This is a genomic window from Hanstruepera ponticola (genome assembly GCF_002940745.1).
Taxonomy (GTDB): Bacteria; Bacteroidota; Bacteroidia; order Flavobacteriales; family Flavobacteriaceae; genus Hanstruepera; species Hanstruepera ponticola.
In genome coordinates this window covers 276,701-293,411 of record NZ_POTB01000001.1, presented here as the reverse complement: position 1 = coordinate 293,411, position 16,711 = coordinate 276,701, and the positions used below count along the sequence as shown (strand labels likewise).

The 16,711-nt window shown below is 33.2% G+C and carries 14 protein-coding genes; 8 read left to right on the top strand and 6 right to left on the bottom strand.

Going from position 1 to position 16,711, the window contains the following annotated elements; genetic code table 11:
- Window positions 1–4: 4 nt before the first annotated feature.
- Window positions 5–1,115, bottom strand: a protein-coding gene (prfB, locus tag C1S72_RS01370) for a peptide chain release factor 2 (RefSeq protein WP_121495514.1) whose coding sequence is annotated in 2 segments (ribosomal slippage) — window positions 5–1,051 and window positions 1,053–1,115 — 1,110 coding nt in all. Because the reading frame shifts where the segments join, the coding sequence is not laid out codon by codon here.
- 91 nt (window positions 1,116–1,206) lie between these two features.
- Between prfB and C1S72_RS01365 the strand changes: the two genes are divergently transcribed.
- The gene (locus C1S72_RS01365; RefSeq protein WP_104733887.1) at window positions 1,207–2,229 is read left to right on the top strand and encodes a threonine aldolase family protein; all 1,023 of its coding nucleotides are present in this window, start codon (window positions 1,207–1,209) and stop codon (window positions 2,227–2,229) included.
- Between the two features lie 55 nt (window positions 2,230–2,284).
- On the opposite strand, the gene C1S72_RS01360 is transcribed toward C1S72_RS01365, so the two are convergent.
- The gene (locus C1S72_RS01360) at window positions 2,285–2,614 is read right to left on the bottom strand and encodes a YegP family protein (protein ID WP_104733886.1); all 330 of its coding nucleotides are present in this window, start codon (window positions 2,612–2,614) and stop codon (window positions 2,285–2,287) included.
- 104 nt (window positions 2,615–2,718) lie between these two features.
- Window positions 2,719–3,042: a YbaB/EbfC family nucleoid-associated protein gene (locus C1S72_RS01355; protein ID WP_104733885.1), complete on the bottom strand. Its 324-nt coding sequence runs from the start codon at window positions 3,040–3,042 to the stop codon at window positions 2,719–2,721.
- 71 nt (window positions 3,043–3,113) lie between these two features.
- On the opposite strand from C1S72_RS01355, the gene C1S72_RS01350 reads away from it, so the two are divergent.
- The 3 genes from C1S72_RS01350 (at window position 3,114) to C1S72_RS01340 (ending at window position 7,691) form a co-directional block, all read left to right on the top strand.
- On the top strand, window positions 3,114–5,171 hold the full coding sequence (locus C1S72_RS01350) for a S9 family peptidase (RefSeq protein ID WP_104733884.1): 2,058 nt from the start codon (window positions 3,114–3,116) through the stop codon (window positions 5,169–5,171).
- Window positions 5,172–5,250: 79 nt separating this feature from the next.
- Window positions 5,251–6,291, top strand: a complete 1,041-nt coding sequence (locus C1S72_RS01345) for a PLP-dependent cysteine synthase family protein (protein WP_104733883.1) — start codon at window positions 5,251–5,253, stop codon at window positions 6,289–6,291.
- Between the two features lie 137 nt (window positions 6,292–6,428).
- The gene (locus tag C1S72_RS01340) at window positions 6,429–7,691 is read left to right on the top strand and encodes an aminotransferase class I/II-fold pyridoxal phosphate-dependent enzyme (RefSeq protein WP_104733882.1); all 1,263 of its coding nucleotides are present in this window, start codon (window positions 6,429–6,431) and stop codon (window positions 7,689–7,691) included.
- A 52-nt stretch (window positions 7,692–7,743) separates the two neighbouring features.
- Here C1S72_RS01340 and C1S72_RS01335 read toward each other — a convergent pair whose 3' ends face one another.
- Together C1S72_RS01335 and C1S72_RS01330 are read right to left on the bottom strand one after the other, a co-directional pair.
- Window positions 7,744–8,862: a GTP cyclohydrolase gene (locus C1S72_RS01335; RefSeq protein WP_104733881.1), complete on the bottom strand. Its 1,119-nt coding sequence runs from the start codon at window positions 8,860–8,862 to the stop codon at window positions 7,744–7,746.
- Between the two features lie 12 nt (window positions 8,863–8,874).
- Window positions 8,875–9,879, bottom strand: coding sequence for a transporter (locus C1S72_RS01330; RefSeq protein ID WP_104733880.1), 1,005 nt, complete (start codon window positions 9,877–9,879; stop codon window positions 8,875–8,877).
- Window positions 9,880–9,981: 102 nt separating this feature from the next.
- Here C1S72_RS01330 and C1S72_RS01325 point away from each other — a divergent pair, with 102 nt between their 5' ends.
- The 4 genes from C1S72_RS01325 to C1S72_RS01310 are packed head-to-tail and all read left to right on the top strand — an operon-like array spanning window position 9,982 to window position 15,444.
- The gene (locus C1S72_RS01325; RefSeq protein ID WP_104733879.1) at window positions 9,982–10,257 is read left to right on the top strand and encodes a DUF4834 family protein; all 276 of its coding nucleotides are present in this window, start codon (window positions 9,982–9,984) and stop codon (window positions 10,255–10,257) included.
- Window positions 10,258–10,286: 29 nt separating this feature from the next.
- Window positions 10,287–12,719, top strand: a complete 2,433-nt coding sequence (locus C1S72_RS01320) for a YfhO family protein (RefSeq protein ID WP_104733878.1) — start codon at window positions 10,287–10,289, stop codon at window positions 12,717–12,719.
- On the top strand, window positions 12,685–13,989 hold the full coding sequence (locus C1S72_RS01315) for a glycosyltransferase family 4 protein (protein ID WP_104733877.1): 1,305 nt from the start codon (window positions 12,685–12,687) through the stop codon (window positions 13,987–13,989). The genes C1S72_RS01320 and C1S72_RS01315 overlap by 35 nt, the downstream gene beginning before the upstream one ends.
- Window positions 13,990–15,444 (top strand): lipopolysaccharide biosynthesis protein, encoded by a 1,455-nt coding sequence (locus C1S72_RS01310; protein WP_104733876.1) that lies wholly within the window; start codon window positions 13,990–13,992, stop codon window positions 15,442–15,444.
- Window positions 15,445–15,520: 76 nt separating this feature from the next.
- Here C1S72_RS01310 and C1S72_RS01305 read toward each other — a convergent pair whose 3' ends face one another.
- Window positions 15,521–16,684, bottom strand: coding sequence for a hypothetical protein (locus tag C1S72_RS01305; protein ID WP_162919897.1), 1,164 nt, complete (start codon window positions 16,682–16,684; stop codon window positions 15,521–15,523).
- Between the last annotated feature and the right edge of the window lie 27 nt (window positions 16,685–16,711).

Here is a 16,711-nt window from a genome sequence, read left to right as displayed (position 1 = left end):
TTAATTATAAGCTTTCTGATTCGGATTCTTTTTGTCCCATCATCATAAGATATGCTTTTAAAAAAGGTTGGATGTTGCCATCCATGACGGCATCAACATTTCCTGTTTCATGACCTGAACGAACATCTTTAACTAATTTATAGGGATGCATGACATAGTTTCTAATTTGACTTCCCCATTCAATCTTCATTTTTTCTGCCTCAATATCATCACGTTGTGACATCTGTTTTTGAAGTTCAATCTCATACAGCTGTGATTTTAACATTTGTAAGGCACGTGCTCTATTATCGTGTTGTGAACGTGTTTCTGAACATTGAATTTGAATACCTGATGGCTTGTGTAATAATTGTACTTTGGTTTCTACTTTATTAACATTCTGACCACCAGCACCACTAGAACGTGCTGTGGTAATTTCAATATCAGCTGGATTTATTTCAATCTCAATAGAGTCATCAACCAAAGGATATACATATACAGAAGCAAAACTGGTATGACGCTTTGCATTACTATCAAAAGGTGAAATACGAACCAAGCGATGTACACCATTTTCACCTTTGAGCCAACCGAATGCAAACTCACCTTCAATTTCTAAAGTAACGGTTTTAATTCCAGCAACATCACCATCTTGGAGGTTAAGTTCTTTAACTTTAAAACCACTTTTTTCAGCATACATCAAATACATACGCATGAGCATGCTTGCCCAATCGCAACTTTCAGTACCTCCAGCACCAGCTGTAATTTGTAGAACAGCACTTAAACTGTCACCTTCTTCTGAAAGCATGTTTTTGAATTCTAAATCTTCAATTAGTGTTTCAGCTTTTTCATAACGATTTTCAACATCTTCAGCAGTAGATTCACCTTCTTTAAAGAATTCGTAAATAACTTCTAAATCTTCAACTAAAATTTTCGCTTCATTGTAATCTTCAACCCATTTCTTTTTGCTTCGTAAGGATTGCATGACAGCTTCTGCAGCTTTAGAGTCATTCCAAAAATTAGGATCAAAGGTTTGTTCTTCTTCGTTTTGAATTTCTATCAATTTGGCATCTATGTCAAAGATAGTGCCGTAGCTTGACTAGGCGTGTATTAAGATCTTTAATGTGATCTGAAGTAATCATAGAATTAATTTTCAACAAAAATAAAATTATTATTAGTCTCTTAAAATATAACATCATTTAATTTTATAGTTTTATAAACTAAAATATTGTCATGATTATAGATTTACGAAGTGATACAGTCACGAAACCTTCTAAAGGCATGTTGGACGCTATGCTATCTGCCCAAGTTGGTGACGATGTGTTTGATGAAGATCCAACAGTTAAATTGTTGGAAGAACGATTAGCTGATATGTTTGGAAAATCGAAAGCTTTGTTTTTTCCTAGCGGTAGTATGGCTAATCAAACAGCTTTGAAATTACACACAAACCCAGGTGAGCAAGTTATATGTGATAAGTTTGCTCATATTTATAATTATGAAGCTGGAGGTGCTTCGTTTAATAGTGGTATATCCTGCAAGTTAATTGATGGCAATCGAGGTATGTTTACTGCTAACCAAGTTGAAGCAGCTATTAATCCTGATGCCTTTTATTATGCAAAAACCACTTTGGTAGAAGTTGAAAACACAGCGAATAGAGGAGGAGGTTCACTTTGGGATTTCGAAGAGCTAAAAAAAATTAAAACCGTTTGTAACGCTCACGAATTAGGTTATCATTTGGATGGTGCACGACTTTGGAATGCGCTTGTGGAGAAAAATGAAACTCCCAAGCAGTATGGTGAATTGTTTGATAGTATTTCAGTGTGTTTGAGTAAAGGGTTAGGCTGCCCAATTGGCTCTGTATTGATAGGAAATACCGCTATCATGAAAGATGCGGTCCGAATTAGAAAAGTTTTTGGAGGAAATATGCGTCAAGTTGGTTATTTGGCAGCTGCTGGGTTATACGCATTAGATAATAATTTGAATCGTTTAACCGAGGATCATAAACGCGCTAAAGAAATAGGAGAAGTCTTAAGCAAACTTACCTTTATTAAAACAGTTGAGCCTATTGAGACTAACATCATTATATTTGAGTTACAAGCCGATGTTGACGAATCACTATTCATTTTAAAATTATCACAAAAAGACATCAAATTAATTGGTATGGGAAGTGGTAAGCTGCGGTTAGTTACGCATATGGATTATACAGATGTTATGCATGATAAATTCATTAGCATTCTTAAAAATTTTAAGCTTTGACGTAAAAAAAGCATCAGATTTCCTGATGCTTTCCTTTATTATTAGTAATTATTAATTAAGCCGTTTTATCAACAAGTTCTGCACTTGGTGCATTAGTTTTAACGGATTGAATACCATTCTCCATCCCAGATTCACCAGCATACATTTGACTACTTCCTATAATTTGACCATTTCCAGCCTTCAAATTAAAATGAAATTTACCATTTGAAGCAGTTTTGCGTTCAAATTTGCTGTCGTCACCACAATTAGATTTAATCGATTCAATACCATTTTTGGCACTAGATTTATCTGTATAGCCTTGACTAGATAAGATTACTTGACCGTTTTTAGCTTTTAAATTGAAATAAAATTTTTGATTGTTTTCACTTTGAAATAATTCGAACATAGTTTATTAAATTTAAGGTTAATTTTCAATCTACATTCTACTAAATCTATTAATAATTCTTTAACGGAATCAATTCAAATATTAACTAATTTATGAGGAAACCACTACTTAAACATATCCATTCCTGGAATATTTGGCATGCCGTCTTTGGCTACTGCTGCAATTTCAGTTTCATTTACTTCGGTTGCTCTTTCAATGGCTTTGTTAATTGTGAGGATTAAATAGTCTTCTAGTTGTTCTTTGTCTTGAAGAAGTTCTTCATTTATTGAAATATTCTTAATGGTTCTATTCGCGGTAATGGTAACTTGTAGTTTGTTATCGCTACTAGATTCATCAATTAAAACAGAATTTAGACGCTCTTTAGTTTCTTCAACTTTCTTCTGGGTTTCTTTCAATTTACCCATCATTCCCATTAAATCTCCAAACATAATTATATTGTTTTTATTCAGTACAAAGCTATTTAATTTTTATATTTTTGACACCTTGTAAATTTCTTTTTTTGAAAAAATCACTAAAACTACCTGTTGCCAAAAAAAAACCGCATAGACTTGAGAAACATGGTGATGTGCGTATTGATGATTATTTCTGGCTCAATGAAAGAGAAAATCCAGAAGTCTTATCTTATTTAGAAGCTGAAAATGCTTATACTGAATCTGTATTACAGCATACGAAACCACTTCAGGAAGCTCTTTTTGAGGAAATGAAAGCGCGAATCAAAGAAGATGATTCATCAGTACCTTATTTTTACAATGGTTACTGGTATATTACCAGATATGAAAAAGGAAAAGATTATCCCATTTACTCACGAAAAAAAGGAAGTTTAGATTCTCAAGAAGAAGTTATGTTCGATTGCAATCAAATGGCAAAAGGACATGCTTATTTTAAGTTGGGAGGTATATCCATAAGCCCTAATAATAAGTTGGCTGCTTTTTCAGTTGATAAAATAAGTAGGCGTCAATATACTATTCAAATAAAAAACTTGGAAACAGGTGAGATTTACGCCAATAAAATAAAAAACACAACCGGAGGGAGCACTTGGGCGAATGATAATGAAACCTTATTTTACTCTCGTAAGGATGCTGTGACACTTCGGGCTCATAAAATTTATAGGCATAAGTTAGATACTAACCCTAATACTGATGTGGTAGTGTTTCATGAAACTGATGAGACTTTCAACACCTATGTTTATAAAACAAAGTCTCGAAAATATATAGTTATTGGTTCTTCAAGCACCTTAACGTCTGAATATAGATTTTTAAATGCGGATAAACCATATGCCGATTTTAAAGTATTTCAAGAACGCATAAGGGGTTTAGAATATGCTATTTCACATTATAATGATGCTTTTTATATTATTACCAATCGTGATAATTGTAGTAATTTTAAATTACAAAAAACAAGTGAGAACGTTACTGAAATTGAGCATTGGAAGGATGTGTTGCCTTATCGTGAACATGTTCTTATTGAAGATATTGAAATTTTTAAGGATTATTTTGTACTCAATGAAAGAGAAAATGGTTTAAACAAATTAAGAATCATAAGTTGGGATGGTAATGAAGACTATTATTTACCATTTGATAGTGAAACCTATACGGCTTATGTAGGAAACAATCCTGAATTTGATAGTGATATATTGCGTTATACATTTAATTCACTTACCACGCCTAGTTCTGTAATCGATTATAATTTTAAAACTAAAGAACTAACTATTCAAAAAGAACAAGAGGTTTTAGGCACGTTTGATAAAAATGATTATACATCTGAACGTGTTTGGGTTACGGTTCGTGATGGTGTAAAAGTCCCGGTTTCACTAGTTTATAAAAAAGGTATTAAAAAGGATGGTTCAAGCCCATTGCTTCTATATGCATACGGTTCTTATGGCTCAACAATAGACCCTTATTTTTCAACCATTAGATTAAGTTTATTAAATAGAGGTTTTGTTTATGCCATTGCTCACATTAGAGGCGGTGAATACCTTGGAAGATCATGGTATGAAAGTGGGAAATTATTAAATAAAAAAAATACATTTTTTGATTTTATTGATTGCTCAAAGTTTTTAATCGACAAGAATTATACGTCAAACAATAAGTTATTTGCTTACGGCGGATCAGCTGGTGGTTTACTTATGGGAACTGTTATTAATTTAGAACCTAAACTCTACAAAGGCGTTATAGCAGCCGTTCCTTTTGTTGATGTTGTAACTACCATGCTCGACGATTCTATTCCATTAACTACTGGTGAATATGATGAGTGGGGAAATCCCAATGACAAGACATATTATGATTATATGTTATCTTATTCTCCATATGACAATGTAAAATCCCAAGACTATCCTAACTTATTGGTGACTACTGGCATTCATGATTCCCAAGTTCAGTATTGGGAGCCTGCAAAGTGGGTGGCAAAATTGAGAGATAAAAAAACTAACAACAACTTACTTCTACTGCATGTTGATATGGATACGGGTCATGGTGGTGCTTCAGGACGTTTTGAAAGCCTAAAGGAAGTAGCTCTAGAGTATGCCTTTTTATTAGATTTAGAAGGAATTTCCCATTAGTAAAAAAAAAAATTGTATTTTTGCGAGGTTTTGGGCTGTGTTTTACAATGAGTACTTTACAGCTTACTAAAAAGCATTTATGGGACAAAAAAAGCAAGTTTTTGACAACGTATTGGATTTAGTAGGGAATACACCACTGATTAAGTTAAATACAATTACAAAACCGTTTAAAGGGAATTATCTCGCTAAAGTAGAAGCATTTAATCCTGGTCATTCTTCTAAAGATAGAATAGCATTATACATAATTGAGCAAGCTGAAAAACAAGGTATTATTAAACCAGGTGATACTATTATAGAAACCACATCTGGTAATACAGGATTCAGTATTGCAATGGTCAGTATTATCAAGGGCTATAATTGTATTTTGGCAGTAAGTTCAAAATCATCTTTAGACAAGATTGATATGCTAAAAACCATGGGAGCAAAGGTTTATGTTTGTCCAGCACATGTAAGTGCAGATGATCCTAGATCTTATTATGAGGTTGCTAAACGCCTACATGAAGAAATAAAAGGTTCTGTTTATATCAACCAATATTTCAATCAATTGAATATTGATGCACATTATACTTCTACAGGTCCTGAAATATGGGAGCAAACTGATGGAAAAATCACACACCTAGTTGCTTGTAGTGGTACTGGAGGAACCATTTCTGGTACTGCTAAATACCTCAAGGAGCAAAATCCTGATATAAAAGTTATTGGAGTTGATGCTTTTGGTTCTGTAATAAAAAAATATCATGAAACTAGAGAGTTTGACGAAAAAGAAATTTATCCTTACCGTATTGAAGGTCTTGGTAAAAATTTGATTCCTACTGCTACTGAGTTTGATGTGATTGATGAGTTTGTAAAGGTGACTGATGAAGAAAGCGCTCATACTGCAAGACAAATCGCTAAAACTGAAGGCCTTTTTGTTGGGTACACATCAGGAGCTGCTATGCAAGCTATAAAGCAACTTAATGAAGAGGGAGAATTTGGTAAAGATGACCTAGTTGTGGTTATATTTCCAGATCATGGCTCACGATATATGAGTAAAATTTACAGTGATAAATGGATGAATGAACAAGGTTTCTTTGATAGTATCAATGAAGAAGCATTAGAAAGTATAGAATTTATAAAATAAATCATTTAAAATATTTGTGATAGCTGACTTTTATTAAAAAGTTAGCTATCTTTTTTGTTAATAATAGTATGATAAATAATTATGTTGTCACTATATAAATATTTAATTTTGCAACATCTAACGAGATTAATAGCTTTATGAAAGACTTATTTGATAAAATATACAGAGACAAAGGGCCTTTGGGAAAGTGGGCTTCACAAGCTGAAGGTTATTTTGTTTTCCCAAAATTAGAAGGTGAAATATCCAATCGGATGAAATTTCAAGGAAAAGAAGTAATTACTTGGAGTATAAATGATTATTTAGGATTGGCAAATCACCCTGAAGTTAGAAAAGTAGATGCTGAAGCAGGTGCTAAATATGGTTCGGCTTACCCAATGGGAGCAAGAATGATGTCTGGTCATACTGATTTACATGAGCAATTGCAAAACGAATTGGCTGCTTTTGTTAAAAAAGAAGCTGCCTATCTATTGAATTTTGGTTATCAAGGTATGGTGTCAACTATTGATGCTTTAGTATCAAAAGATGATATTATAGTTTATGATGTTGATGCGCATGCTTGTATTATTGATGGTGTTCGCCTTCATATGGGTAAACGATTTACATACAAACACAATGATGTAGAAAGTTTAGAGAAAAACCTAGAGCGTGCCACTAAAATGGCCGAACAAACAGGTGGTGGTATTTTAGTTATTTCCGAAGGTGTGTTTGGTATGCGCGGGGAACAAGGACGATTAAAAGAAATAGTTGCTCTTAAAGAAAAATATAACTTCCGTTTCTTTGTTGATGATGCTCATGGTTTTGGAGTTTTAGGAGAAACAGGTGCTGGAGCAGGTGAGGAGCAAGGTGTTCAAGACGGAATAGATGTTTATTTTGCAACGTTTGCCAAGTCTATGGCTAGCACAGGAGCCTTTATTGCTGCTGATCAAGAAATTATTGATTATTTAAAGTATAATTTACGTTCACAAATGTTTGCAAAATCACTGCAAATGCAATTGGTAGTTGGTGCATTAAAACGTTTAGACATGTTGCGCACCATGCCAGAGCTTAAAAAGAACCTATGGACCATTGTTGATGCCTTGCAATCAGGTTTAAAAGAACGTGGATTTGACATTGGTACAACCCAAAGTTGTGTAACACCAGTATATCTAGAAGGAAGTATTCCTGAAGCTATGGCTTTGGTTAAGGATTTACGTGAGAATTATGGTATTTTCTGCTCAATAGTGGTTTATCCTGTAATTCCTAAAGGTATGATATTGTTGAGAATGATACCAACGGCTACACATACATTAGAGGATGTAAGAGAAACGTTAGATGCTTTTGATGCTATTAGAGACAGACTCAAAAACGGTACTTATAAAAGGTTATCGGCTTCTGTAGCTGCAGCTATGGGGCAATCTTAACAAAGTCTAAATTTCATATAAATAAAACCCATTCATAAACGAATGGGTTTTTTTATAGCATTTTCTTAAATGTCGCCCGACGCTTAATAACTTCAGCATTAAAGTCTTTCCAAATTTGTTGAGAGGCTAGGTTATCCGCCAACTCGGGCAATCTTATACAGGTTTGAATGCCGCTTTTGGATAATGATTTATGGAATTCTTCAAAAATTATAGCCGTTACGCCTTTATTGTGATATTGTGGATCCACACCAATTAAATAGAACAAGGCCGTTTTGCTGTGTTTTTTCGCTTTTAATAGTTTTAAAAATCCAAACGGAAAAAGCTTTCCTTTTACTTCTTGTAAAGCTTTTGAAAATGAAGGGAGTACTATGGCAAAAGCGATCATATTATCGTGTTCGTCAAAAACGAACTTAATGTATTCAGGATTGATAAAATTTATAAACTTCTTTTTTAAATATTCCTGCTGTTTACCAGAAATAGGTACAAAAGTAGATAGTTTAGAATACGATCTATTAAACAACGCAAACATGTCATCAAGATGCGGTATTATTTCTTTGGATTTAGTGTAGCTTCCTGCTCTTAATTTATAGCGTTTTACAATTAATTCATTAACACGCTTAAAGCGCTCAACGGGTGCATTATCAAAATAAAATTTGCTTTCTAGGTATTGTTTTTCCTCTTTCAGCCCTAATTTCTTAAAATGTTCAATGTAATAAGGGTGATTATACCACGTTGCCATAGTTCCAATGTGGTCAAAGCCTTCAGTTAAAGCTCCATTTTTATCTAGATTGGAGAAGCCCACAGGACCTTCAATATATTCTAAATTGTTTGCCTTGCCAATTTCGGCTACTCTATCTAGCAATATTTTTGATACCTCGAGATCGTCAATGGTATCAAACCAGCCAAAACGCATTTTAGGTATTTGTTGTTCTTTTACTTCAATCCAATTGATTATAGCAGCCACACGTCCCACAATTCGATTCTCTTTATAGGCTAAAAATAAATGAACATCGGCATTTTCAATAGCTGGGTTTTTACCAGCACTCAAAGTGGCCATTTCATCTGATATAATAGGAGGTACCCAATATTTGGAGTCTTTGTATAAACTAAACGGAAAAGTGACAAAGGCTTTTAAGTCCTTTTTATTGTTAACTTCTTTAATTTCTATCATAAATCTTTTCCACTACAAATTAATACCATCATCAAAATCATTGCTCTTTCTTTTGTTCTTTTTTCGTTCTTTTCTATCCTTTTTAGGAGCTTCTTTATTTACACGACGCTCTAGTTCATCTTCAGCCGATGTACCATCATTTTCTTCTTTATCTTTATGGAAATCCAATCGGTATGAAGCACCAAGTGTCACTCCAAATACTGATGGAGTATCTTTGGTGTTAAATGTTAATGCTGTATCCAATTGGAAATTTCTGCTCCACAGGTAAGCACCACCAAAACGGATGAGATTATCGGCATAAAAATCACTACTAATGCCTTGTGTTTCACCAAAAACAACCCATTGATCTGTGATAGATTTAGTTAGTGTTAAAATATAAGTGAAATCTGATTGATCGGTACCAATTCTATCTTTTATAAAGTTCATTACAAACACCCAACCACCAGAGAAATTATTCTGCGTAGCAATCATAATTTTAGGGCTAAAGCCTTCAACACCGGCTGCCGTAAATGGATTGTCCTTTGTGTCAAAATTAGCACCAGCATAAACAGCTACCGCAGGTATTAAGTACTTCCATTTAAAACTATGATTGGCTTTCCAACTATATAAGTTTGGTTTTTCTTCTTCTGCATTTTTGTAAGGGTCATATACCAAATATTTAGCTCCAATAGTTAATGTCTTAAAATTACTAAAGGTTTCTTCACTAGAAATGGCACCTGTATATTCTCTTTTGGTTGATTGGAAAGTTCCTCTAACATTAAGTTCTAATTGTGGCCACAATAATCCATAGCGAGCTTCAAAATCAGCACCGATACTTTTATCATCTCTATTCAAAGGGACATGCTTTTCATTTAACAAATACGGACCAACCTCCAACTGAATAACGTTTGTTCCTACTGAAAAGGCACTACTGGAAACTCCAGGTCTGTTTGAATTGATAACTTCGGTATATTGAGAATAAGAGTAAAGGGTTGTTAGTGAAACAAATACAAATAAATAGGTTTTAATAGATTTCATATGTCACAGTTTGGAATCAAATATATATATTTTATATTTTTTTTAAGTATATATGCTCATAATTAACCATTAGGAATTGTATTTTTGCTAAAAATTTGAATTATGCTACAAACGGCATCATTTACAGGCCTACTGAAGACTATATTGATTATTATGTTAGTGTATTACGGAATAAAAATTCTATCTAGAATTTTTGCTCCAGCACTTATGCGCTATGTAGCCAAAAAAGCTGAAAAACAATTTGGACAACAATTCAATCAAAACAAAAGGCCAGAGTCACCTAAAAAGGAGGGCGAAACAGTGATTGATAAGATGCCGCAATCTAAAACTTCAAATAAAAATGTGGGTGAATATGTAGATTACGAAGAAATTGATTAATTTTCGCAATCATTGATTAATACACATTCATGCAATTTTCAATAAAAAAATGCCTGCCACATATTCTTGTTTTGTTAGGCTTTATATGTATTTCATTAGCTTATTTTAATCCAGTTCTCAAAGGCAAGGAGATATTCCAGAATGATATAAAGCATTACATAGGAATGTCTAAACAACAAAAGGATTTTAAAGCTAATACTGGCGAAGAAACCTATTGGACTAATAGTGCCTTCGGTGGCATGCCAACCTATCAGTTGGGAGCTAAATATCCGCATAATTATATTAAAAAGTTGGATCTGGCATTGCGATTTTTACCACGTCCTGCCGACTATTTATTTCTTTATTTTATAGGTTTTTATATTCTGCTCCTCGTATTGAAAGTAGATTATAAATTGGCAGCGTTGGGCTCATTGGCATTTGGATTTTCAACTTATCTCATAATCATTTTAGGTGTCGGACATAATAGTAAAGCCCACGCCATAGCTTATATGCCTTTGGTTTTAAGTGGTATTATTCTAACTTTTAGGAAAAAATACATTCTTGGTTTTCTGCTCACAACGGTTGCTTTAGCACTAGAATTAGTTGCCAATCATCCGCAGATGGCCTACTATTTGATGTTGCTTGTCATCGTATTAGGAATCGCTTATTTAATAGACGCTTATAAGAAACAGCTTTTACCACATTTTTTTAAGTCGGTTGGAATTTTAATTATTGCCGTATTCTTGTCAGTTGGTTTAAACGCTACAGGTTTTATGGCTACACAAGAGTATGCCAAAGAAAGTACACGTAGTCAAAGTGAATTAACCATAAACCCAGATGGTTCACCAAAAGAAATCACATCAGGATTAGATAAAGATTATATTACGGAATACAGTTATGGGTTTTTAGAAACCTTCAATCTATATATTCCACGATTTTTAGGAGGAGGAAGCTATGAAGATGTGGGCAAGGATTCAGCCTCTTATGATTACTTTTTAAGCCTTGGAGCAACACCATTACAAGCTTTGGAACAAACCCAGCAAATACCAACATATTGGGGAGAGCAACCTATTGTCGAGGCACCAGCTTATATTGGAGCTGTAGTTATATTTTTGTTTGTAATGGCTTTGTTTTTGGTGAAAGGTCGTTTAAAATGGTGGCTAGTGGGTGGTACTATATTGTCTCTACTGTTATCATACGGTAAAAATTTAGGATTTTTGACTGATATTTTTATTGATTATGTTCCGCTTTACAACAAGTTTCGGGCGGTAAGTTCTATTCAGGTTATTCTAGAATTGTGTATTCCAATACTCGCTATTTTTGGTTTGGTGCGTTTGTTTAATAGCTATGAAAATGAAGAAGCTAAAATAAAAGCATTAAAATATACTCTACTAATTACTGGAGGTTTTGCTTTAATTGTTTTATTGTTTAAATCAACATTATTCAATTTTGTTGGAGCCAATGATGGCTTATGGCGTCAAAACTACGGTCAGCCATTTATTGATGCAGTTAAAGCCGACCGGAAGATGATTTTTACTCAAGACAGTTTACGAACACTCATACTGGTTTTATTATCTGCAGGTTTAGTTTGGATGTTTATAAAAAATAAGATTTCTGAAACCTTGTTAACTATTTCATTCGCGGTGTTGATTTTGTTTGATTTGGTTGGTGTAGATAGACGCTATGTAAACAATGACGATTTTGTATCCTCTTTACAAATAAACAAACCATTTCAACCTAATGCTGCTGACAAAATAATCTTCAATGATGAATCTAATTTTAGAGTTTTTGATGTGACTTCTGGAGGTGCCAGATCATCGTATTTCCATAATGCGCTTGGTGGTTATCACGCTGCAAAACTGAAGCGATTTAATGAAGTTAATGAGTTTTACATTAGCCAAAACAATATTAATGTACTCAATATGCTTAATACCAAGTATATTATTGCGCAAGATAATGAAGGTCAGGTGTTTCCGTACACCAATACTGATGCTAATGGCAATGCTTGGTTTGTTGAAAAATTAACGTTAAAAGAATCAGCCAACGAAGAAATCATGGCTTTGGATAGTTTAGATACCAAAAGAGAAGCTATTTATACCAAGCTCACAAATGAACAAAACAATTTAAAACCTAACTATCAAGTAGATTCTTTGGCACGTATTAATGTACTTGAATACAAACCAAATTATATCAAGTATCAATCCAGTAATACAAACGATGGTTTTGCTGTATTTTCTGAAGTTTACTATGGAAATGGTTGGCAAGCTTATATTGATGGTGAAAAAGCATCTCATTTAAGAGTTAATTACGTTTTGAGAGGTATGCCAATACCTTCAGGAGAGCATGTTATTGAATTTATGTTTGATCCAGAAGTTATCAAAACAGGTAGTACAATTGCATTGGCAAGTAGTATTATTTTTGGTATCTTGCTAATAGCTGGATTGTTTTATGAATACAGTAACAAATCAAAAAAAAGTGCCTAAAAGCGTACTAATAATTCTTTACTATTGGCCACCAGCCGGTGGACCTGGTGTACAACGGTGGTTGAAGTTTGTTAAGTATTTACCTGAATATGGTATAAAACCTATTGTTTATGTACCATCAAATCCAAACTATCCCATTATTGATGAAAGTTTAATTAATGAGGTCTCTGATGATATTACTATAATTAAGCAACCAATCCGTGAACCCTATAAGTTTGCAGGTATATTATCTAAAAAGAAATCCAAAACAATCAGTAAAGGGATTATTCCAAACAAAAAATCTCAAACAGTTTTAGATAAGTTATTATTATTTATTCGTGGTAACCTATTTATTCCTGATGCTAGAAAGAGTTGGGTAAGACCATCTGTTCAATATTTAAGCACTTACATAAAAGATTATAGTATTGGAACAATAATTACAACAGGCCCACCACACAGCTTGCATTTGATAGGACTGCAACTAAAAAAAAGTGACAATATTCAGTGGGTGGCAGATTTCAGAGATCCATGGACTACCATTGGATATCATAAGCAACTCAAACTTACCAAAGCCGCTCAAAAGAAACACAAGCAATTAGAAAAAAATGTTTTACAAGCTGCTGACAAAGTGATTGTCACAAGTGAAGTCACAAAGAAAGAGTTTTCCAAAATAACTGATAAACCCATTAGTGTGATAACAAATGGGTATGATTTATTACCCTCTATAAAAACCAACCTGGATTCCAAATTTTCAATAGCACATATTGGCTCTTTACTGTCTGAAAGAAATCCAACTATTCTTTGGCAGGTTTTAAATGATTTAATTCTGAATCAACCTGGCTTCGCTCATGATTTTAAGTTAAAACTGGTAGGTTATGTAAGTGAAGAAGTGCTTAAAGAAATAGATTCTAATGGTTTAATTGATTATTTAGAAAACATTGGATATGTATCACATAAACAAGCAGTTGAAAATCAAAGAAACGCTCAATTATTATTGCTAATTGAAATTGATTCACCGGAAACAGTATCTATAATTCCAGGCAAGATTTTTGAATATATGGTTTCAGGAAGACCAATCGTTGCTATTGGCCCAAAAGGCTCTGATGTAGAACGCATTCTACAAGAAACTAACACTGGCACTTATTTTTATTATGATAGTTATAATGATTTAAAACGTATAATTTTAAAACATTATTTGAATTATAAAAAAGGTAACTTACAAGTACAGGGTGTTGGCTTGCAAAAGTTTAGTAGAAAACAATTAACCAAAGCATTGGCAGAACTATTATAAATGGGAATTGTTATAAACCAATCAATTAAAAACACGATCATTACCTATTTAGGTTTTGGTATTGGTGCTATTAATGTTCTGTTTTTATTTACCCAGTTTTTGAGTGATGAGTATTTTGGACTGATAACATATATTCTTTCTACGGCCAATGTTATGATGCCTATTTTGGCTTTTGGTGTGCACAATACCATCATAAAGTTTTATTCATCTTATAAAACCAGGCTTACTCAAAATAGTTTTTTGGTTTTAATGTTATTTCTACCATTAGCCATAATAATACCATTGGGAATAATTGGTTTATTAGCTTTTGATACAATTAGTCAATGGTTTATTGGTAATAATGACATTGTAGAAGACTATGTATGGCTTATTTTTATTACTGCTGTTTCATTTTCATATTTTGAAGTTTTCTATGCTTGGGCTCGCGTGCAACTACAAAGTGTTTTTGGCAATTTTATGAAAGAAGTGTTTCATAGGGTTTGTACGGCTGTTTTATTGTTGTGTTTATATGCTAACATCATTAGCGTCAATCAGTTAATATATGGTATAACAGGTATTTATGTTTTAAGATTGATAATCATGAAGCTATATGCTTTTAGTTTACGCTTTCCATCATTTAAATTAACCAAACTAAATAACCTATCTGACGTAATAAAATATACATCACTAATCATTATAGCTGGATCAGTAGCCAATATTATACTAGAGATAGATAAGTTTATGCTCAACAGATATGTCGCTATTGAAAACGTTGCCTATTATGGTGTAGCAATTTACATTGCCTCTGTTATAAGTGTTCCCAGCAGATCTATGCATCAAATTGTGAGCCCATTGACGGCTAAATTTCTAAATGATAATAATAAGTTTGAATTAAAGGTCTTATACCAGAAAAGCTCCTTAAACCTTTTTATTATTAGTGGGTTTATATTCTTGCTGATTGTTCTAAATATCAATGAACTGTACAAATTGATTAATGAAAATTATGTTGAAGGTTTATTGATTGTGCTTGTAATCAGTGTGTCTAAATTAATTGATGGTTTGTTAGGAAACAATAATGCCATTTTATTTAATAGTGATTATTACCGAATGGTTTTACTATTGGGTGTGCTTTTGGCTATATTAACTATTACACTAAATATCATTTTTATTCCTATATATGGTATCAACGGAGCAGCTTTTGCAACATTTATAGCTGTGTTTTTATATAATTCAGCTAAAATTTGGTTTGTAAATTATAAATTTAAAATGCTGCCATTTTCAGTAAATACGTCTAAAGTTCTTATGTTGATTATTGTAAGTTTGGGAGTGTTTTATTTCTGGGACTTTTCTTTTCACCCTATTATTAATATAGCTTTAAAGTCAATACTCATTGGCGTTTTTTATGGAGCCATAGTTTATGTATTAAATTTTTCTGACGAAATCACCGCTATACTCAATAAAATGCTTAAACGCTAAAATGAGAAAATCCCACGAATGTGCTTTGAGGCGCATACTATTCGCAGGACTTTCTAACTAACCAACCAAAAAGTTTTTATTTTTTTCTACCAGAATTAGATCTTGAACTATTTCTAGTAGTTGTCTTGTTTCCTTTACTATATGTACGAGATTTTGAGGCATTTGGTTTTCCAATATTCCTATTTTTTTTCTGAACGGTAGATTTACGTACTGTACTACCTGAATTTGTAGCATATCGAGATGGCGTACTTCTAGATTTTCTGACTTTCGATTGCTGTTGTTGTCTATTATTACTTGTAACAGATCTTTTAGTACTGGTTCTATCGTTGTTTCTATAAGCTTTTGAGTTTTGCTTTCTATTACCACCATTATTGGTAACTTGACTTCTCACTCTAGTGATAGCTTTTACATCTCTTTGTGCTCTTGAAGACTCATTAATTTGGCGTCTGCTGGTTGAACGATTATTAGATTGTGAACGTACATAACTGTTACTAACATTTCCACGTGTTGAGCGCGATGTGTTTTGGGCTACACGATTTCTTCTACCATCATATCTAGTGGCTAAATCACGACTTCTTTGAACCGTATTACCACGTCTGCTGGCTACTGCTGTAGTACGTCTATAATTATTTCTATAAGGTGTTGTATAAGTATAACGTACAGGGGTGTAATACTGTCTGTAAGGTCTATTGTAAACTACACAGTGATTATAAGCTGGAATCCTGTAATAAGTATGCCATGGTCTAAAAACATAAACACGATTAAAAGGATTTATAAATCCAGTACAGTATGAAAATCTATTATAGCGATTGTAGTGCACGTATAGTCCACCAACACGTGAAACATAGCCAAATGCATTATAATTGATGAAAATATCACCAACTTGTCTCACACGTCCATAAAAATCATAAAATACAGGTATGTTTTCAATTTGAATTATAGCTCCAAACTCATCATATTGCACATAAGGATTGTAGTCATATCCTGAATTAAAACTGATGCTTACTCCAGGTGCATTAACAGCTACATTCACATTAGGTCCATATTGAGGCATATAAAAATCAAATTGTCCATCAGGGAACACTGAAAATTCAATACCACCTTCAACAAATATGAAGTTTTGACCATAACCTCTGTAGGTAGTGTTTTCTAAAATAGCACTGGTGTTATTGGTTGTGGTTGCTGTAACGACTGTACTAGTAACTAGTAAAACCGAAAAAAGATATATTAATTTCTTCATAATGTTAGGGGTTTTAATTAAACTCAA